This window comes from Citrobacter sp. Cpo109, from assembly GCF_030332565.1.
GTDB lineage: Bacteria > Pseudomonadota > Gammaproteobacteria > Enterobacterales > Enterobacteriaceae > Citrobacter > Citrobacter portucalensis.
Genome location: NZ_JAOWHQ010000045.1, coordinates 179,835 through 198,472 on the forward strand (window position 1 = coordinate 179,835; position 18,638 = coordinate 198,472).

General features: G+C 51.9%; 18 protein-coding genes and 1 riboswitch. Of the genes, 10 read left to right on the forward strand and 8 right to left on the reverse strand.

Translation table 11 applies throughout. The features are described from left to right. Nucleotides 1–133: 133 nt before the first annotated feature. Nucleotides 134–1,075, forward strand: a complete 942-nt coding sequence (gene ttdR / locus OGY71_RS05320) for an L-tartrate utilization transcriptional activator TtdR (protein ID WP_286612940.1) — start codon at nt 134–136, stop codon at nt 1,073–1,075. 31 nt (nt 1,076–1,106) lie between these two features. Here the strand turns inward: ttdR and plsY are convergent, their stop codons facing one another. After that, nucleotides 1,107–1,724, reverse strand: coding sequence for a glycerol-3-phosphate 1-O-acyltransferase PlsY (gene plsY / locus OGY71_RS05325; RefSeq protein WP_003828443.1), 618 nt, complete (start codon nt 1,722–1,724; stop codon nt 1,107–1,109). A 106-nt stretch (nt 1,725–1,830) separates the two neighbouring features. Here plsY and folB point away from each other — a divergent pair, with 106 nt between their 5' ends. Continuing rightward, the gene (gene folB, locus OGY71_RS05330; RefSeq protein ID WP_003024659.1) at nt 1,831–2,199 is read left to right on the forward strand and encodes a bifunctional dihydroneopterin aldolase/7,8-dihydroneopterin epimerase; all 369 of its coding nucleotides are present in this window, start codon (nt 1,831–1,833) and stop codon (nt 2,197–2,199) included. An 86-nt stretch (nt 2,200–2,285) separates the two neighbouring features. Further along, nucleotides 2,286–3,104, forward strand: a complete 819-nt coding sequence (bacA, locus tag OGY71_RS05335; RefSeq protein WP_003828439.1) for an undecaprenyl-diphosphate phosphatase — start codon at nt 2,286–2,288, stop codon at nt 3,102–3,104. A 109-nt stretch (nt 3,105–3,213) separates the two neighbouring features. Here bacA and OGY71_RS05340 read toward each other — a convergent pair whose 3' ends face one another. Next, nucleotides 3,214–4,449, reverse strand: a complete 1,236-nt coding sequence (locus OGY71_RS05340) for a multifunctional CCA addition/repair protein (protein ID WP_206160155.1) — start codon at nt 4,447–4,449, stop codon at nt 3,214–3,216. 62 nt (nt 4,450–4,511) lie between these two features. Further along, nucleotides 4,512–5,132, reverse strand: coding sequence for a TIGR04211 family SH3 domain-containing protein (locus OGY71_RS05345; RefSeq protein ID WP_003828434.1), 621 nt, complete (start codon nt 5,130–5,132; stop codon nt 4,512–4,514). 241 nt (nt 5,133–5,373) lie between these two features. Here OGY71_RS05345 and OGY71_RS05350 point away from each other — a divergent pair, with 241 nt between their 5' ends. From OGY71_RS05350 to glgS, 4 genes are all read left to right on the forward strand, one after another. Next, entirely contained in the window at nt 5,374–6,675 is a 1,302-nt protein-coding gene (locus tag OGY71_RS05350; RefSeq protein WP_003828433.1) for a CYTH domain-containing protein, read from the forward strand. A gap of 125 nt (nt 6,676–6,800) precedes the next feature. Next, nucleotides 6,801–9,641, forward strand: coding sequence for a bifunctional [glutamate--ammonia ligase]-adenylyl-L-tyrosine phosphorylase/[glutamate--ammonia-ligase] adenylyltransferase (gene glnE, locus OGY71_RS05355; RefSeq protein WP_164562475.1), 2,841 nt, complete (start codon nt 6,801–6,803; stop codon nt 9,639–9,641). Nucleotides 9,642–9,700: 59 nt separating this feature from the next. Then, nucleotides 9,701–11,134, forward strand: coding sequence for a bifunctional D-glycero-beta-D-manno-heptose-7-phosphate kinase/D-glycero-beta-D-manno-heptose 1-phosphate adenylyltransferase HldE (gene hldE / locus OGY71_RS05360; RefSeq protein WP_003828429.1), 1,434 nt, complete (start codon nt 9,701–9,703; stop codon nt 11,132–11,134). Between the two features lie 296 nt (nt 11,135–11,430). Next, complete coding sequence (gene glgS, locus OGY71_RS05365) at nt 11,431–11,637, forward strand: cell surface composition regulator GlgS (protein WP_008785836.1); 207 nt, start codon at nt 11,431–11,433, stop codon at nt 11,635–11,637. Between the two features lie 33 nt (nt 11,638–11,670). Here the strand turns inward: glgS and ubiK are convergent, their stop codons facing one another. After that, nucleotides 11,671–11,967 (reverse strand): ubiquinone biosynthesis accessory factor UbiK, encoded by a 297-nt coding sequence (ubiK, locus tag OGY71_RS05370; protein WP_003828426.1) that lies wholly within the window; start codon nt 11,965–11,967, stop codon nt 11,671–11,673. Between the two features lie 132 nt (nt 11,968–12,099). Beyond that, nucleotides 12,100–12,249: riboswitch (FMN riboswitch) on the forward strand. Nucleotides 12,250–12,355: 106 nt separating this feature from the next. Between ubiK and ribB the strand changes: the two genes are divergently transcribed. Beyond that, nucleotides 12,356–13,009: a 3,4-dihydroxy-2-butanone-4-phosphate synthase gene (ribB, locus tag OGY71_RS05375; protein WP_003828424.1), complete on the forward strand. Its 654-nt coding sequence runs from the start codon at nt 12,356–12,358 to the stop codon at nt 13,007–13,009. An 84-nt stretch (nt 13,010–13,093) separates the two neighbouring features. Here the strand turns inward: ribB and dsbI are convergent, their stop codons facing one another. From dsbI to assT, 3 genes are read right to left on the reverse strand one after another with little or no spacing between them, the layout of a single operon-like run. Continuing rightward, entirely contained in the window at nt 13,094–13,771 is a 678-nt protein-coding gene (gene dsbI / locus OGY71_RS05380; RefSeq protein ID WP_286612943.1) for a protein-disulfide oxidoreductase DsbI, read from the reverse strand. Between the two features lie 14 nt (nt 13,772–13,785). Further along, nucleotides 13,786–14,454: a thiol:disulfide interchange protein DsbA/DsbL gene (locus OGY71_RS05385; protein ID WP_063941833.1), complete on the reverse strand. Its 669-nt coding sequence runs from the start codon at nt 14,452–14,454 to the stop codon at nt 13,786–13,788. A gap of 23 nt (nt 14,455–14,477) precedes the next feature. Next, the gene (assT, locus tag OGY71_RS05390) at nt 14,478–16,274 is read right to left on the reverse strand and encodes an arylsulfate sulfotransferase AssT (protein WP_003828419.1); all 1,797 of its coding nucleotides are present in this window, start codon (nt 16,272–16,274) and stop codon (nt 14,478–14,480) included. A 397-nt stretch (nt 16,275–16,671) separates the two neighbouring features. On the opposite strand from assT, the gene OGY71_RS05395 reads away from it, so the two are divergent. Next, nucleotides 16,672–16,848: a hypothetical protein gene (locus OGY71_RS05395; protein ID WP_003828416.1), complete on the forward strand. Its 177-nt coding sequence runs from the start codon at nt 16,672–16,674 to the stop codon at nt 16,846–16,848. 65 nt (nt 16,849–16,913) lie between these two features. Here OGY71_RS05395 and zupT read toward each other — a convergent pair whose 3' ends face one another. After that, nucleotides 16,914–17,687, reverse strand: coding sequence for a zinc transporter ZupT (gene zupT / locus OGY71_RS05400; RefSeq protein WP_003024600.1), 774 nt, complete (start codon nt 17,685–17,687; stop codon nt 16,914–16,916). 147 nt (nt 17,688–17,834) lie between these two features. Here zupT and ygiD point away from each other — a divergent pair, with 147 nt between their 5' ends. After that, nucleotides 17,835–18,623: a 4,5-DOPA-extradiol-dioxygenase gene (ygiD, locus tag OGY71_RS05405; RefSeq protein WP_003828413.1), complete on the forward strand. Its 789-nt coding sequence runs from the start codon at nt 17,835–17,837 to the stop codon at nt 18,621–18,623. Nucleotides 18,624–18,638: the final 15 nt, after the last annotated feature.

The following is an 18,638-nucleotide window of genomic DNA, read 5'->3' on the forward strand; positions in this document are numbered from 1 at the left end:
TTTGCCACTGTGAATATCCAATTAACAGTTCGTGAATGATGTCCGGATAAGGCAATAAAAATTGCGCAAAGGCAGGGTTTAAGACGCATGAGAGAATTACACTGCGGTGAACAACATTACGGATAGACCGATCATGCTGAACACGTATCCCCTGGCGAAAGACCTGCAGGTGTTGGTTGAAATTGTGCATAGCGGCAGCTTCAGCGCCGCAGCCGCGGCGCTGGGACAAACGCCGGCGTTTGTGACAAAACGCATTCAGATCCTAGAGTCCACGCTGGGGACGACGCTGCTAAGCCGCTCAGCGCGTGGCGTAGCGCTCACGGAGAGTGGTCAACGTTGCTATGAACATGCGCAGGCGATCCTCGCGAGTTATCAGCATCTGGTCGATGACGTCACGCAACTCAAAACGCGCCCGGCAGGGATGATTCGTATTGGCTGTAGTTTTGGCTTTGGGCGCAGTTATATTGCACCGGCAATTACCGAATTGATGCATAGCTACCCTGAATTACAGGTGCATTTTGAGCTTTACGATCGGCAAATTGATTTGGCACAGGATAATATAGATTTGGATATTCGTATTAATGATGAGATTCCGGATTATTATATTGCGCATTTGTTAACGAAAAACAAAAGAATATTGTGTGCGGCCCCACCGTATTTACAAAAATACGGTGGGCCGACGACGTTACAGGAATTAAGTCGTCATGATTGTCTGGTCACTAAAGAACGAGATATGACTCACGGGGTGTGGGAACTGGACAATGGTCAGGAGAAAAAGTCGGTCAAGGTGGCGGGACATCTTTCCTCTAACAGCGGTGAGATTGTGTTGCAGTGGGCGCTACAGGGAAAAGGGATTATGTTGCGTTCCGAATGGGATGTGCAGCCTTTTCTGGCCAGCGGTGAACTGGTGCGTGTGCTGCCGGACTATGCGCAGAGCGCTAATATCTGGGCGGTTTATCAGGAGCCGCTGTATCGCAGCGTGAAGCTGCGCGTGTGCGTGGAATTTCTGGCGATGTGGTGTCAGAACCGATTAGGCAAGCCAGTGGAGGGGTATCACATCCCCCACGCCGGATAAGACGCCGTTGCGTCGCTATCCGACAATAAAATCACTCGGGGTCTCGTTCGCGTTTTTTCTTCAGCTTGGTCCAGATCTTCGGCTCCTGACGACGCCACAGACGCTGAATGTTGTCATGGTGACGAAGCAGAATTAAGCACGACAGCATGGACACCGGAAAAGTGAACTGGGGATTGAACCACCAGACGTAAAAAGGGGCGATTAGCGCGCTGACGATAGCGCCTAACGACGAGTAGCCGCTTAATAAGACGGTCAGCAGCCAGGTCCCGGCCATCACGCCGGTTAAGTCCCAACCAATCGGCGCAATCGCGCCAAAAGCGGTGGCAACGCCTTTCCCACCTTTAAAGCCGAAGAATACCGGCCAAATGTGGCCCAGACAGGCGGCGATTGCGATCAATCCCAGCCAGAAGGGGCTGACGCCTAGCGCATAGGCCCCCCAGACGGGTAACATACCTTTCAGGACGTCGAAAATCAGCACCGCGACGGCGGCTCCCTTGCCACCGATGCGCAGCACGTTTGTCGCGCCCGGATTCCCAGAGCCGCTGTCACGCGGGTCCGGCAATCCAGCAAGGCGGCATACCAGAATAGCACTGGAAATTGAGCCACAGAGGTACGCGAAGATAATCATTCCAGGCGCGATTGCACTCATAAGCTGTTCCGTTTTGAAAATGTCGTGTAAAACGCTACTTCTGTGGATAATACGCATATTTCGCCGGAAGTGGTATCCGGGTTAGCCAAAAAGCAGGCAGGTCGTGATGGATATTGTATTTATAGAGCAACTTTCTGTAATCACCACTATTGGTGTTTACGACTGGGAACAAACGATCGAACAACGGTTGGTGTTCGATATCGAAATGGCATGGGATAACCGCAAATCGGCTAAAAGCGATGATGTGGCTGATTGCCTGAGCTATGCTGATATTGCTCAAACGGTTGTTAATCATGTGGAAGGTGGGCGCTTTGCGCTGGTAGAACGGGTTGCGGAAGAGGTGGCGGATCTGCTGCTTAGCCGCTTTAATTCTCCCTGGGTACGGATCAAACTCAGTAAACCTGGCGCGGTAGCCCGTGCGGCGAACGTCGGGGTTATCATTGAGCGTGGCAATAATCTGAAAGAAAATAATTAATTTAATAATTTCTAAAACAAACGGGTATAAAAGGGTCCTTTCGTCGGCTCTTTTTTGCCGTGGTTTCTCTATCTAGGGGTTTATTAATGAGTGATATGCACTCGCTGCTGGTAGCGGCAATTTTGGGTGTGGTCGAAGGATTGACGGAATTTTTACCCGTTTCCAGTACCGGCCATATGATTATTGTTGGCCACCTGTTGGGTTTTGAGGGTGACACTGCAAAAACATTCGAAGTGGTTATCCAGTTAGGTTCTATCCTGGCCGTAGTGGTCATGTTCTGGCGACGTCTGTTTGGCCTGATCGGTATTCACTTCGGCAAGGCTCCGCATGAAGGCACTGGCAAAGGTCGACTGACGCTGGGACATATCCTGTTGGGGATGATTCCAGCCGTGGTACTGGGGCTAATCTTCCACGACACTATCAAATCGCTGTTTAACCCGATCAACGTGATGTATGCGCTGGTGGTGGGTGGTGTACTGCTGATTGCCGCAGAATGCCTGAAGCCGAAGGAGCCGCGTGCGCCGGGGCTGGATGATATGACCTATCGCCAGGCGTTTATGATTGGCTGTTTCCAGTGTCTGGCGCTGTGGCCGGGTTTTTCTCGCTCCGGGGCGACGATTTCTGGCGGCATGCTGATGGGCGTGAGTCGTTACGCGGCCTCGGAATTCTCCTTCCTACTGGCTGTGCCGATGATGATGGGCGCGACGGCGCTGGATCTCTACAAGAGCTGGTCTTTCCTCAGCGCATCAGATATCCCGATGTTTGCAGTCGGATTTGTGACGGCGTTTATCGTGGCGCTGGTGGCGATCAAAACCTTCCTGCAACTGATTAAACGCATCTCGTTCATTCCGTTTGCGATTTACCGCTTTATTGTGGCGGCTGCCGTTTACGTCGTGTTCTTCTGATGACTTACCGTGGTGCCGGATGGCGGCGTTCTGCCTTATCCGGCCTACGGGTTATATCCGTGTCGAACCTATAGGCCGGATAAGCACAGCGCATTCGGCAACGCAGTGTCTACGCTTTCGGGCAACGCTGCTCCTTCCAACTGGCTACCGCCGCGATGCGACGCCGGGTCAGTTCTTCACGAATTGCCTGACCTTTGAATCCAGCTTCAACCACGTCTTTCGTTGGCACCGCCTGCGCAACCTGCCAGGCTTCGCGCAACAGCCTGCCTTGCGGATAATCTGCCGCTTCAAAACCGGTTCGCCCACGCACATCAGCCTCGCTGGTGAGGGCGATTTGCTCCACGCGCTGCGGTTTGCGCCAGGCATCTATGGAATCAAACAGCTTAACGATGGTTTTTGGCTGCAGGATCGGGAAGGTATGAATGAGGTCGTGGAACTCGGAAACCAGTTTGGCTAAATCACGGATGTCATTCGGTACGCGCAGGCGCTGGCACAGTTGTTCGACAAGCTTAACACCCGCCGGGCCGTGGCCGTGATGGCGCGGCCACAGCGCTTTAGGCGTCAATGCTTTGCCAAGATCGTGGCACAGCGTAGCAAAACGCACGTCGACTTCCGGACTTAACATGGCTGCCATCGACAGCGTCATCAGCGTATGAATACCGGTGTCGATTTCCGGATGCCACTTCGCGGGGGCAGGAACGCCAAACAAAGCATCTACTTCCGGAAACAGGACGCGCAGTGCGTCGCAGTCGCGCAGGACCTGAAAAAATATCTGTGGGTTACGGGTGGTTAATGCGCCTTCGGTTTCTTTCCACACCCGCTCTGGTGTCAGATGCTCCAGTTCACCAGCGATGGTCATGTCACGCATCAGCGTCATGGTTTCTTCAGCGATACGAAAACCGAGGTGCGCATAGCGGGCAGCAAAACGCGCCACGCGCAGCATGCGCAGCGGATCTTCGCTAAAGGCAGATGAAACATGGCGCAGCAGACGGTTTTCCAGATCGTCGCGTCCGTTATACGGGTCGATAATCTCCCCGTTGTCATCGCGGGCCATTGCGTTGATGGTCAGGTCACGACGCTGAAGATCGGCCTCCAGCGTGACATCTGCGGCGGCATAGCAGGTAAATCCGGTGTACCCCGAGCCTGACTTACGTTCGGTACGCGCCAGCGCATACTCTTCGCGGGTTTGCGGATGCAGAAACACGGGAAAATCGCGGCCTACCTGCTGGTAGCCCGCGTCGAGCATTTCTTGCGGCGTGGCGCCAACAACAACCCAATCTTTATCTTTAATCGGTAGCTCTAATAACGCATCCCGAACAGCACCACCGACCAGATAAATCTTCACGCCACTTTCCTTTTGAAAACTATGATCCCTTAATCATATGTCAGTGTGGCGGAGAAGGCGATTCAGTTCATCCAGCGATCTTTGCGTTTACGGCTTGGGATCATGTGTGGCAGAACCAGGCCGAGCAGCAGACCAAGACCCAACACGCCGCCACCGTACATAAACCACTGCATGATGATGGTGCGCTGTTTGTCATCAAGCTGAAGGTTGGCTGCGCTGACCTTCTTTTGCGCCACGATAAGCTCGTTTTTCAGCTTCTGGTTTTCTTGTTTCAGCCCGTCGATCACGCTGTCGCTTTGCGCTACCTTTTGCTGCATATCGGCGGTGCGCTGGTTCCACGTGGTATCGATATTATTGAGCTTATCGGTCAAGGTCTTAACCTGGTTTTCCAGGTCGGGAACGCGGGTACGCAGGCTCGGCGTACTGTTCAGCTCTTTCAGCGGGATCCAGGCGGTACGTCCGGTGCTGTCTTTCACCTGGCCGTAGTTAGTGTTGGCATCAGTCTGTAATAGCGTGACTTCCTCGCCGGCGTTAACCGTACCCACGAGGCGATAATTATCTCCCGGACCGCTGCGGACCCAGGTGTTCAGTTCGTCAGAGACATAGCGCTTTTCTTCGGCATGAGAGACTGCAGTGGCGCTAAGTGCGAGTAAAGTTAATCCAATCAGGCGTAATTTTGGCATCAGGCTGTCGTTATTGTCATAGAAAGTGGAACGATAGTAGTGGCATCAGTGTCTCTACGCAAAGCATTCGACATCAATCGGAATCATCTGTGTCCTTTTTGCCACCACTCGAAACTTTTACGCCCGTCAAATTGCTCGTTGCATGGCAATTTGGCGCAAAATACTATCTACTGACCATAAAGAACGAACTTAGTTCGCAGTCAGTTTTCTCAACTGTGACATAACCCATAAGTACAAGACCATGGCCCAGGAAATCGAATTAAAATTTATCGTCAATAGTGACGCTGTAGATGCGCTACGTGAACGTCTGAATACGCTGGGGGGAGAGCATCATGCGCCCAGTCAGTTGCTGAATATCTACTACGAAACACCGGATGCGTGGTTGCGTGGTCACGATATGGGGCTGCGTATTCGCGGTGAAAATGGTCATTACGAAATGACCATGAAAATTGCCGGACGCGTGACGGGCGGACTGCACCAGCGGCCAGAATATAACGTTGCGCTAAACGCGCCTGAGCTGGACCTCACCTTGTTCCCAACGGAAGTCTGGCCTGATGGCGAGCTGCCTGCTGAACTTGCTTCTCAAGTGCAGCCGTTGTTCAGCACCGATTTTTACCGTGAGAAATGGTTGGTTGATGTTGATGGCAGCCGGATTGAAATGGCCCTCGATCTGGGGGAGGTGAAAGCGGGCGAGTTTGCAGAACCTATCTGTGAGCTTGAACTTGAACTGCTAAGCGGCGATACCCGTGCGGTACTGAAGCTGGCAAACCAGCTGGTTTCGCAAACCGGTTTACGCCAGGGTAGCTTGAGCAAAGCAGCGCGCGGTTATCACCTGGCTCAGGGGAATGCGCCGCGCGAACTCAAACCGACACGCATTTTGAAAGTTCCGGCGAAAGCGAGTATTGAGCAGGGGCTGGAAGCGGCGCTGGAGCTGGCACTATCACAGTGGCAGTACCATGAAGAGCTGTGGGTGCGCGGCGTTAAAGGGGCGAAAGCCGAGGTGCTGGCGGCTATGGGCCTGGTGCGTCACATTCTGATGCTTTTTGGCGGTAATGTGCCGCGAAAAGCGAGCGCTCACTTACGTGATTTGTTGACCCAGTCGGAAGCGATCATTTCGTCGGACGTTTCTGCTGTTTCGGCGGTTTACAGCACGCAAACGGCAATGGCCAAGCTGGCGCTGACCGAATGGCTGGTGACCAAAGGATGGCAGCCGTTCCTTGATGCGAAGGCGCAGGGAAAAATTGCCGACTCCTTTAAGCGTTTCTCGGATACCCATCTTTCACGCCATGCCGCTGAGCTGAAGACCGCTTTTGCGCAGCCGCTGGGCGATCAGTACGCCGATCAGCTTCCTCGTTTGACGCGCAACATTGATAGCATGCTGATGCTGGCGGGATACTACGATGAAAATATCGCATCAGAATGGATCGCCAACTGGCAGGGTTTGCGCCACGCCATTGCGGCCAACCAATATATTGAAATTGAACACTTCCGTAACGAGGCAATTGCACTGGAACCGTTCTGGCTGCACAGCGGAAAACGATAATCAGGGCCGAGGCCGGGATGCCTGATGGCGCTGCGCTTATCAGGCCTACGCGATGTGTGTAACTGTCATGTAGGCCGGATAAGGCGAAAAGACGCATCCGGCACCATTCAAAGGATAACCCGTAAATGAAGCAGCTCTCTTCACCGTTACAGCAGTACTGGCCGACCGTTGTTGAGCGGCTGCCAGCAGCAATATCTGAGTCCTCGCTTAGCGTTCAGGCGAAGTCAGTACTTACATTCAGTGATTTTGTCCGTGACAGCATTATTGCCCATCCCGAATGGCTGGTTGAGCTGGAAAGCACCCCACCCCTGGCGGATGAATGGCAACACTATGCCGACTGGTTACAGCAAGCATTGGCTGACGTTAGTGACGAAAACACGCTGATGCGTGAGTTACGCCTGTTTCGCCGTCGCATTATGGTGCGTATCGCCTGGGCACAGACGCTGTCGCTGGTGACCGAAGAGAGTATTTTGCAGCAGCTAAGCCATCTGGCTGAAACGTTGATCGTCGCCGCGCGTGACTGGTTATACGCCGCCTGCTGTCGCGAATGGGGTACGCCCTGTAATCCTGAAGGTGTGGCGCAGCCGCTGCTGATTTTAGGCATGGGGAAACTGGGTGGCGGCGAGCTGAATTTTTCCTCCGATATCGATCTGATTTTTGCCTGGCCAGAACATGGCAGCACACAGGGCGGGCGCCGCGAGCTGGATAACGCCCAGTTCTTTACCCGTATGGGCCAGCGGCTCATCAAGGTATTAGATCAGCCCACAATGGATGGGTTTGTCTATCGGGTGGATATGCGTTTACGCCCGTTTGGCGACAGCGGTCCGTTGGTACTGAGCTTCTCTGCGCTGGAGGATTATTACCAGGAGCAAGGGCGCGACTGGGAACGCTATGCGATGGTCAAAGCCCGCATTATGGGCGATGCCGACGGCACTTACGTCAGCGAGCTTCGTGCCATGCTGCGGCCTTTTGTTTTCCGTCGCTATATTGATTTCAGCGTGATCCAGTCGTTGCGTAACATGAAAGGGATGATTGCGCGTGAAGTGCGCCGCCGTGGTCTGAAAGACAACATCAAGCTGGGGGCGGGCGGTATTCGCGAAATTGAATTTATCGTGCAGGTATTCCAGCTTATTCGCGGTGGGCGCGAGCCGTCGCTGCAATCCCGCTCGCTGTTACCGACGCTTAGCGCCATCAATGCGCTGCACCTGCTGTCTGATACCGATACGGAACAACTGCGAGCAGCCTATCTCTATTTACGCCGCCTGGAAAACCTGCTGCAAAGCATCAATGATGAACAGACCCAAACGCTGCCAGGCGATGAGCTGAATCGCGCGCGGCTGGCGTGGGGGATGAACGTTGATGACTGGCAGCAATTAACTGATGTGCTGGCCAATCATATGGACAACGTACGCCGGGTATTTAACGAGCTGATTGGCGATGACGAGGCCGAAACTCAGGAAGAGTCGCTCTCAGAACAGTGGCGCGAACTGTGGCAGGATGCATTACAGGAAGATGACACCACGCCGGTGCTGACGCATCTGGCGGATGACGATCGTCGGCGCGTGCTGTCTCTGATAGCCGATTTCCGCAAAGAGCTGGATAAACGCACTATTGGCCCACGTGGACGCCAGGTGCTGGACCATTTAATGCCGCATCTGCTGAGCGATGTCTGTACGCGTGACGACGCCTCAGTCCCGCTGTCGCGCATTACCCCTCTGCTGGTGGGGATTGTTACCCGTACGACCTATCTGGAACTACTAAGCGAATTCCCCGGGGCGCTGAAGCATCTGATTTCGCTCTGTGCGGCCTCGCCGATGGTCGCCAGCCAGCTGGCGCGGTATCCGCTGTTGCTTGATGAACTGCTGGATCCGAACACCCTGTATCAACCCACCGCGACGGACGCCTACCGTGATGAGCTGCGCCAGTATTTGCTGCGCGTGCCTGAAGATGATGAAGAGCAGCAACTGGAGGCTCTGCGCCAGTTTAAGCAAACGCAGCTACTGCGTATTGCCGCGGCTGATATCGCCGGTACACTGCCGGTGATGAAGGTGAGCGACCATTTAACCTGGCTGGCGGAAGCTATTATTGATGCGGTAGTCCAGCAGGCGTGGACGCAGATGGTCGCGCGCTACGGTCAACCCACTCATCTTAGCGAACGCGAGGGGCGTGGTTTTGCCGTCGTCGGTTATGGCAAGCTGGGCGGCTGGGAACTGGGGTACAGCTCGGATCTCGATTTGATCTTCCTGCATGACTGTCCGATGGACGTGATGACGGACGGTGAGCGTGAGATTGACGGGCGACAGTTCTATCTGCGTCTGGCGCAGCGCATTATGCACCTCTTTAGTACCCGTACTTCGTCCGGTATTTTATACGAAGTGGATGCGCGTTTGCGTCCGTCAGGGGCGGCGGGGATGCTGGTGACATCAGCTGACGCTTTCGCCGATTATCAGCGTAACGAAGCCTGGACATGGGAGCATCAGGCGCTGGTGCGTGCTCGCGTAGTGTACGGCGACCCGCAGTTGACCTCTCAGTTTGATGCGATTCGTCGCGATATCATGACCCTCGTCCGTGATGGGAAAACCTTGCAGACCGAGGTGCGCGAAATGCGTGAGAAAATGCGTGCCCATTTGGGTAATAAGCATCGCGATCGTTTTGATATCAAAGCGGATGAAGGCGGCATCACAGATATTGAGTTTATTACGCAGTATCTGGTGCTGCGCTATGCGCATGAAAAACCGAAGCTGACGCGCTGGTCGGATAACGTGCGCATTCTGGAATTACTGGCGCAAAACGACATTATGGACGAGCAGGAAGCGCTGGCGCTTACCCGTGCTTATACGACGTTGCGTGATGAACTTCACCATCTTGCATTGCAGGAACTTCCGGGCCATGTGGCGCCGGAGCACTTCGACGCTGAACGTACACTAGTGCGTGACAGCTGGCAGAAGTGGCTGGGTGCCGAGTGAAGTGTGCTATTATCGCGCGCAAATTTTAAGACACTCAGAGAATCTCTCAGGAGACAGGAATGAAAGTAACTCTGCCAGAGTTTGAACGTGCAGGAGTCATGGTTGTCGGTGATGTGATGCTGGATCGCTACTGGTACGGTCCTACCAGCCGTATTTCACCTGAAGCGCCTGTTCCGGTGGTAAAAGTGGATACCATCGAAGAACGTCCCGGTGGCGCAGCAAACGTGGCGATGAACATTGCCTCTCTGGGAGCGAATTCGCGCCTGGTGGGCCTGACCGGTATTGACGACGCGGCGCGTGCGCTGAGCAAAACGCTGACGGATGTAAACGTAAAATGCGATTTCGTATCCGTGCCGACCCATCCGACGATCACCAAACTGCGCGTGCTTTCCCGCAATCAGCAGCTGATTCGCCTGGATTTCGAAGAAGGTTTTGAAGGTGTGGATCCGCAGCCGCTGCACGAGCGTATTAACCAGGCGCTGGGTTCTATCGGTGCTCTGGTGCTCTCCGACTACGCCAAAGGCGCGTTGGCAAGCGTGCAGCAGATGATTGCTCTGGCGCGTAAGGCTGGGGTGCCGGTGCTTATCGATCCGAAAGGAACCGATTTTGAACGCTACCGTGGCGCAACGCTGCTGACGCCGAACCTGTCTGAGTTTGAAGCGGTGGCGGGCAAGTGCAAAAGCGAAGATGAACTGGTTGAACGCGGCATGAAAGTGATTGCTGATTTCGACCTTTCCGCACTGCTGATCACGCGATCCGAGCAGGGGATGACGTTATTGCAACCGGGCAAATCGCCGCTGCATATGCCGACGCAGGCGCAGGAAGTGTATGACGTGACCGGTGCAGGCGATACGGTTATTGGCGTGCTGGCGGCGACGCTGGCGGCGGGTAACTCACTGGAAGAGGCGTGCTATTTTGCTAACGCCGCAGCCGGTGTTGTCGTTGGTAAGCTGGGGACCTCTACCGTTTCACCGATCGAGCTGGAAAACGCCGTGCGCGGTCGGGCTGATACTGGCTTTGGCGTGATGAGCGAATCTGAGCTGAAACAGGCCGTTGCCAGCGCCCGCAAGCGCGGCGAGAAAGTGGTAATGACCAACGGTGTGTTCGACATCCTGCATGCGGGCCATGTTTCCTATCTGGCGAATGCGCGCAAGCTGGGCGATCGCCTGATCGTGGCGGTCAACAGCGATGCTTCGACCAAACGTCTGAAAGGTGAAACGCGTCCGGTCAACCCGCTGGAACAGCGTATGATCGTACTGGGCGCGCTGGAATCTGTCGACTGGGTGGTCTCTTTTGAAGAAGATACGCCGCAGCGTCTGATTGCTGGCATTCTGCCGGATCTGCTGGTCAAAGGCGGCGACTATAAGCCGGAGCAGATTGCGGGCAGTGAAGAGGTGTGGGCGAACGGCGGTGAAGTGCTGGTGCTGAACTTCGAAGATGGCTGCTCCACGACTAATATCATCAAGAAGATCCAGAAAGACAGCGATAAGTGAACCCTGACCTGATAGCCGGATAAGCGAAGTTCCTTCAGGCTTACAGGATGTACCGATTACAGGCCGGATAAGACGTTTGCGCGTCACAATCCGGCTTTTTTTCGCTTTATTCTTCAGCCGCTGCGCCTCTTTCCCTGATATACCCGCCATACTTCAAGCCTTCTTAGATTTCATAGGAAACTGTGAACCCGCGCAGTAGTTTTGCGCACAATATGTACAGAATAACTTCGTATCCAGGGAAATACTGAAATTAGAAAAAGCATATGGCCTTAGCAGATATTCAATAACTGGAGGGTATGCTCATGAACAGCAATATGTATTCACTGAACAATTTCGATTTCCTGGCCCGTAGTTTTGCCAGGATGCAGGCTGAGGGCCATCCCATTGATATCCAGGCGATAACCGGGAACATGGATGAAGAACATCGTAGCTGGTTTTGCAAACGCTATGCGCTGTACTGCCAGCAGGCGACGGAAGCCAGGAAGCTAGAACTGGAACACTAACAGAAAAACGGGCCTTGCGGCCCGTTGTCGTTTTTACTCTTGCGGATCGACTGACGGGATCGCGGGGGCAGGTTTAATTTCTGCCGTTTTATCACGTGATTCAAGCTCAGTCAGACGTTGCTCAAGCATCGCCAGCTTTTCGCGCGTGCGCAATAAAACCTGAGTCTGTACATCGAATTCTTCGCGGCTTACCAGATCCAGACGGGTCAGCTGTGACTGCAGCGTTTGACGAATTTTCTTCTCGACGTCTTCGCCAAACTCGCGGATCCCTTTCGGCATCGACTCGTGAACCTGACGAGCAATCTGCTCAATTTTTTTCGGGTCAATCATTGTGGTTTCCCTGAACTGGTACGTGTTGCTGCCTATTGTAGTGCGAACTGGCACAGGCATAAACCAGAATTGTGTGAAGCTAAGACGAGTAAAGGCGTTGATGAAGGTAATCAATAGCGTTATAGTTAACCCGCTTATTCTCAGGGCGGGGCGAAATTCCCCACCGGCGGTAAATCAACTGATGTTGAAAGCCCGCGAGCGCTTTTTGTTACGGCAAAAAGGTCAGCAGATCCGGTGTAATTCCGGGGCCGACGGTTAGAGTCCGGATGGGAGAGAGTAACGATCCAGTCGGGCATGGACCCGCTCACGTTATTTTTTTGCCGCTTAGACGGTACTCCTAAGACTGCCCTGATTCTGGTAACCATAATTTTAGTGAGGTTTTTTTACCATGAATCAGACGCTACTTTCCTCTTTTGGTACGCCTTTCGAACGTGTTGAACATGCGCTGTCTGCGCTGCGTGAAGGACGCGGTGTAATGGTGCTTGACGACGAAGACCGTGAAAACGAAGGCGATATGATTTTCCCGGCAGAAACCATGACTGTTGAACAGATGGCGCTGACCATCCGTCACGGTAGCGGTATTGTATGCCTGTGCATCACTGAAGACCGACGCAAACAGCTCGATCTGCCAATGATGGTGGAAAACAACACCAGCGCTTACGGTACCGGTTTTACCGTGACCATTGAAGCCGCAGAAGGCGTAACCACCGGCGTTTCCGCTGCAGACCGTGTTACTACGGTACGTGCGGCAATTAAGGATGGCGCTAAACCTTCCGATCTTAACCGTCCGGGGCACGTTTTCCCGCTGCGTGCTCAGGCAGGTGGCGTGTTGACCCGCGGTGGTCATACTGAAGCAACCATCGACCTGATGACGCTGGCAGGATTTAAACCGGCGGGTGTGCTGTGCGAACTGACCAATGACGATGGCACCATGGCGCGTGCGCCAGAATGCATCGAATTTGCCGGTAAGCATAATATGGCTGTGGTTACTATCGAAGACCTGGTGGCTTACCGTCAGGCGCATGAGCGCAAAGCCAGCTAATTGCTGACTACCGCGACAACCGTGGTAGGGATAAAAAAACCGAAGTCAGTTTTCTGGCTTCGGTTTTTTGTTATTGCGGCCTGGTTATTTTTTTCTGGCCAGTTTAAGTGCCCAGGCTCCGCTCATTACCAGCAACAGCACTAAACACAAACCAAAGGCGAGCAGGCAGGCCTGCGCCATATTCATAAAATGCCATGGCGGGAGCAGATACCAGCCTTCGGACTGCTGGTACAGATCGACAAACCACTTTTGCGTACTGCTGAGCGCTACGCCATCGGGAACGACAGGTGCGTCATAGCCGCAATCTCCAGTGGGCTTAAACCATTCTGGAGCCCAGTTTGCCAGCGGCAAATTGAAAGGGAATGTCGGATCGGTGGAACATCCCTGTACACCAAAGAGTGAATCCGGGTCCGGGTTATGTACTGCATAATGGATACTATTAAGTTTGATTGAAAACTTAATTCCCATAATGCTGCCATAAAATGCCGCAATGCAGCCGACCAGTTTTAGGATGAGGTTTTTAGGGTTTATTGCCGCGATCAGCCCACCGAAAACCATCACAAACATGGCAAAGCGGATGTATACACATTGCTCGCAAGGGGCCATGTAGAGATAGATTTGGAAGAACGAGTGCGCGAGAATAATTAACCCACCCATGGCACAAGCCATTAGCAACCACAAAAAGCGTCGCTCCTGCCATCTCACCAGGGTATCAACCGGTGCGGTACATAAGTCTCGCCACAATCCTTTGATAAAATCCATAGCCGGTTCCCTGTTTATTTTGTCGCCAGCTCTCTGACAAGCTCAGCCATGGAATCAATCGATTTGATGCTTTTGGTGTAGATCAGGTACTTACCATTGACGACGTAAGCCGGAACCCCCTGGATTTTGGCAACATCATAGGCCGCTTTCCATTTTTCCAAGGTCTCCTGAACTACGGGTTCTTTTAAGGCGTTCTCGAAGTCTGCTTGACTCATACCCGCAGCATCCAGCCCTGTTTTGATGAATGAAGCGGGATCTTTACCGTCAGACCAGCGTTCCTTCTTGTCGTGGTAGGCAGTGTAGTAAGCAAACTTGGCTTTTTTGAACTGTGATTTGGCGTCAAACAATGAGACCCCTGCGGCCTGATCCTTCGCAATCATTACTGCAAATACTTCACTGGCCTGTTTACCGTATTCTCCTTTGGTCTCGAGATGAAAAGGTGTGAAGGCGACGAGATCGGCAACTTTTTCTGACACCGGGCCGGTCACGGCTTTATCATATTTGTAGCAGAATGGGCAGGCATAGCTGAATACTTTGATCAACGTTTTATCAGCATTGGGAATCGGTTTCTCCAGCACCATATAGTCAGTACCTTCAGTAAAAGCCGATGCTGCAAATGGTGTTACCAGCGCCGCCGTTAATACCACGCTTTTAAATAATGAAGTAATCCATTTAGATGACATAATTAATCCTTAATCTAACGATACTATTTAAACATTTGTTGTGGGCGAACCAGTAATGCGCGGTAGTGCGTTTGGTTTGGTTTATCGGAAAGGACATCAATTTCGACTTTGACTTCTTTTGTTTTGTAGTCAATTTCGTTGATTTTGCCGGTGGTTGGCTGTCCAACGTCAAATAAATTAATAGAACCACCAAATCCAAACATGGTGTCGCGGTCTTTTTGATATTCAATTACCGACGTGATAGGACTGTAGAAATCATAACCGCGCTCTTTCCCGTACTCCCAAATTTGCTGAACGGTTCCTTTTTTCTCGTCAATTTTATATTCGACGAACCGGGAATATTTCATTGTTGGTAGCGCCGGTTGTTCGAGTCCACGCCCATCGCCATTGTCAAAGATGGTTAGCGTTCCTTTGCTGGAGAGCCAGGCGGTGTGTTGGGTGTAGGTAAAATCGAAATCAGTATTCTCGCACTTACCGTTTTCATCACACTTCAGCGCATTGCCCTTATCATCAACCGGTTTTAACAATTTGCTTGCCAGCGACTTATTCCAGCCTTTAGACGGTGCCAGAATCCATTTCACCTGTTTATCGCGACCGATTTTGACGACACCCTGATGGCGGGAAGAAAGAATGATGGAGTCATCTTTAGCGTCATAGGCAATGGAGTTGACGTGAGCCCAGTTACGGCCCGCACCAACGCCGAGGGCGTCACCATAGGGGGTATCTGGCTCCAGTTTCGCCTGTTGGCCTGCGTGAGCGAGATCCACGTTGACGCATACCGCGCCTGCGTCCAGCGCACCCAGCAGCGCGTCACGCATCGGGTCGAGAATTTTGGTTAGATCCCACACGTCAACAACACGTCCAGATTTATCGACTTCAATAATCTGGTCGCGGATGGTATGCACGTGAAGACCATCCTCTTTGCGATAGTCGCGTTTACCTACGCGCAGCAATACAGTGTTATTGACCGTTTCGATCGATTCATGTGATGCATCCATGAATCCGCGCGGTAGTTTATGGTCGGCCAGAATCTGGCCCAGCATATCGAATTCATACCAGTGCTGGCCTTGTACGGCGGTGAATGTGCCGCGCGGTGTCTCACGAATACCCATCAGATAGCCGCGCTTGTTGATATCCATGTCGTGGCCGTCATAGAAGGTGTCCTGATCCAGCCACCACCGATATTCGCCTTCCGTATCGACGACAAAGGTAAAGGGTGCGATATCAAAAGGGAGTGCGCCGCCAGCCGGACCCGCATCCAGGATGCCGGCATTTTTATCTTTTTCACCATGCCAGTGGAATTCTGCACCCTGCGGGGTAAAGGTATGGGTATTCACCAGATAAAGGCGATCTTCAAAACCCGGTGCTACTTTAATCACTTTTGTTTGCTGTAAATCAGATATAGAGCGGTTATCCATATAGTGATTAACGATGGCGGATGTTTGCACCACGTAATCATCTTTCATGGTTTTGCCATTTTCTTTATATTCAACGGTTACCTTATTTGCGAACTTTTGATAAAGGCCAAAAATAGGAATGCCATCGTACGTGGCGAGCGACTCTTTGCCGACGGTATAAGTCACCGGAACGCCTTTTTCACCTTTACCATGGACGGTAACTTTAACATCTGAAATAACGTGGCTATCTAATTCAACCAGCGCAGTAAGCGGGGCATTTCCATAAGGGTCAACTACTATTGCACCCAATTTTCCTGCAGGCTGGGCCGGTTGAAAACCAGCGGCAAGAGAGTTTCCTGCTGCCAATCCAAATGTCAGTGCCAGAGTCCCAGCCAGAAGTGTTTTTCGGTATTGTGTAAACATGGATATATCTCCTTATATTACCTATAAATATAATTTTGCTGAATATATTATGTTTTTACTATTTTGATAAAATAAAATGGTATTACTAATGCTACATTTCACAATGTATTAATTAATGTTGATGAAATGTATTATTCTGCAGGAGCTAATTTTTATTATTTTCTGGATAGTATGAGTGCGATATTTTAAGAACAATATTTATTATTGCGTAGTGTGATCTTGTCGACATTGTTTTAATTGTTTATAACGAGTTTGGCTAATAGCTTAGCCGCTGATTTATATGATCGAAATCATATATTTGTTTCTGAAATATGCCACTATATGAGTATGTCAGAATAAGGTTGTGTAAAATTTTAACGTTAAATGTTTAATGATGTTAAATTTTAAGGGTAGAAGAATGTTTATTGCCTGGTATTGGATTGTATTAATTGCACTCGTTGCGGTGGGTTATTATTGTCATATGAAACGTTATTGTCGGGCATTCCGCCAGGACAGAGATGCCTTACTTGAAGCGCGAAACAAACTCTTTCGCCGTTCTGGTGAAGATAACAGCGCGATTAAGGAACAGGATTAGTCCTTCATATTTTGCTATGGATGAGCGGATGCTGTAAATTTGCAGAGTGGCATCCGCCCTCTGGATTATCCGATTCCCATCGACTGGAGGATGACGAGGCTTAACCCCATCACCGACATTCCACATAACACCCCATAGCTGGGATTATTATTGGGATCGATCTCTTTTGCCAACGGCATCAATTCATCGACGGACAGCGCCACCATAATACCTGCGACAGCCGCCATTATTGCCGCCATTACCACCGGTGATATAAGGCTACCGAGAATTAACCACGCCAGTACGCCGCCCAGTATTTCTGCCATACCTGAAATCCCTGCCCAGAATATCGCCGTACGTTTGGAGCCTGTGGCGGCATAGACGGGACCCGCCACCGCTAATCCTTCAGGAATATTGTGCAATGCAACGGCGAGGGCAATACCAAAGCCCAGCTCAAGGTTGCTACTGGCGGTAACAAACGTCGCAATCCCTTCAGGAAAGTTGTGCAGGCTGATGCCGAGCGTTAATAAAATCGCGGTGCGTTTAATAGAGCCGGGTAGAGGCTGCGTTGTTTTTTGTACCAGATCCTGAGGGTGCGCGTGCGGCAATAGACGGTCCAGACCAAAGTAGCCCAGTAAGCCGACGATAAACATTCCGTAGCCCAGCACTGGCGACATACCTTCAGCGGCCAGCGCAGCAGGTAGCATCTCCATAAGGGAGATCAGTAGCATAATCCCGGCGGCGAAGCCTAAAGAAAAGGCGAGAACGCGGTTAGACGGTTTTTGCCCTAACACGCCGAGAAATGCGCCGATAAACGTGGCGGCACCTGCCAGTAAAGTCAGAAGTAAAGGTACTGACATCGACAAATAAAACTCCTTATCAATCTGCTGTCCGGGTTGGATCGTCAAAATAACTGATGATCTTCATCATGGTTATCTGAGTTCTTCATCAACCGAATAAGCGTATTGTGGTGGTATCAAAATGACTCCCTCAGTAAGGATATCATCATGTCTTCAACTCGTATGCCAGCATTGTTTTTGGGCCACGGTAGCCCGATGAATGTTCTGGAAGATAACGTTTATACCCGTGCCTGGCAGCAACTGGGGGAAACGTTGCCGCGTCCGAAAGCCATTGTGGTGGTCTCGGCGCACTGGTTCACCCGTGGAACGGGTGTGACTGCGATGGAAGCCCCCAAAACGATCCACGATTTTGGCGGTTTTCCGCAAGCATTATATGACACCCATTACCCGGCTCCTGGTTCTCCTGAACTGGCGCAGCATCTGGTTGACTTACTTGCTCCAGTGCCTGTGACCCTGGACAAAGAAGCCTGGGGTTTTGACCACGGTTCCTGGGGCGTGCTGATCAAGATGTATCCGAATGCGGACATTCCGATGGTGCAACTGAGCATTGATAGCACCAAACCCGCGGCATGGCATTTTGAGATGGGCCGTAAGCTGGCGGCGCTGCGTGATGAGGGCATTATGCTGGTGGCCAGTGGTAACGTGGTGCATAACCTGCGCACTGCGCGCTGGCACGGTGAGAACACGCCTTATCCGTGGGCGACTTCATTCAATGATTATGTTAAGGCAAACCTGACATGGCAGGGACCGGTTGAGCAGCACCCATTGGTGAACTATCTCGATCATGAAGGTGGATCGTTATCAAACCCGACGCCGGATCACTATCTGCCGCTGCTGTATGTACTCGGGGCATGGGACGGTAAAGAGTCTGTCACGATCCCGGTAGATGGTATTGAGATGGGAAGTTTAAGTATGTTGTCGGTGCAGGTTGGATGATGAATGCCCGATGGC

Coding starts and splice junctions, on each gene's coding strand:
- ribB (WP_003828424.1), top strand. CDS start 12,356: ATGAATCAGACGCTACTTTCCTCTTTTGGTACGCCTTTCGAACGTGTT.
- ubiK (WP_003828426.1), bottom strand. CDS start 11,967: ATGATTGACCCGAAAAAAATTGAGCAGATTGCTCGTCAGGTTCACGAG.
- ttdR (WP_286612940.1), top strand. CDS start 134: ATGCTGAACACGTATCCCCTGGCGAAAGACCTGCAGGTGTTGGTTGAA.
- dsbI (WP_286612943.1), bottom strand. CDS start 13,771: ATGGATTTTATCAAAGGATTGTGGCGAGACTTATGTACCGCACCGGTT.
- OGY71_RS05385 (WP_063941833.1), bottom strand. CDS start 14,454: ATGTCATCTAAATGGATTACTTCATTATTTAAAAGCGTGGTATTAACG.
- bacA (WP_003828439.1), top strand. CDS start 2,286: ATGAGTGATATGCACTCGCTGCTGGTAGCGGCAATTTTGGGTGTGGTC.
- assT (WP_003828419.1), bottom strand. CDS start 16,274: ATGTTTACACAATACCGAAAAACACTTCTGGCTGGGACTCTGGCACTG.
- ygiD (WP_003828413.1), top strand. CDS start 17,835: ATGTCTTCAACTCGTATGCCAGCATTGTTTTTGGGCCACGGTAGCCCG.
- glgS (WP_008785836.1), top strand. CDS start 11,431: ATGCTCATGAACAGCAATATGTATTCACTGAACAATTTCGATTTCCTG.
- folB (WP_003024659.1), top strand. CDS start 1,831: ATGGATATTGTATTTATAGAGCAACTTTCTGTAATCACCACTATTGGT.
- hldE (WP_003828429.1), top strand. CDS start 9,701: ATGAAAGTAACTCTGCCAGAGTTTGAACGTGCAGGAGTCATGGTTGTC.
- glnE (WP_164562475.1), top strand. CDS start 6,801: ATGAAGCAGCTCTCTTCACCGTTACAGCAGTACTGGCCGACCGTTGTT.
- zupT (WP_003024600.1), bottom strand. CDS start 17,687: ATGTCAGTACCTTTACTTCTGACTTTACTGGCAGGTGCCGCCACGTTT.
- OGY71_RS05345 (WP_003828434.1), bottom strand. CDS start 5,132: ATGCCAAAATTACGCCTGATTGGATTAACTTTACTCGCACTTAGCGCC.
- OGY71_RS05395 (WP_003828416.1), top strand. CDS start 16,672: ATGTTTATTGCCTGGTATTGGATTGTATTAATTGCACTCGTTGCGGTG.
- OGY71_RS05350 (WP_003828433.1), top strand. CDS start 5,374: ATGGCCCAGGAAATCGAATTAAAATTTATCGTCAATAGTGACGCTGTA.
- plsY (WP_003828443.1), bottom strand. CDS start 1,724: ATGAGTGCAATCGCGCCTGGAATGATTATCTTCGCGTACCTCTGTGGC.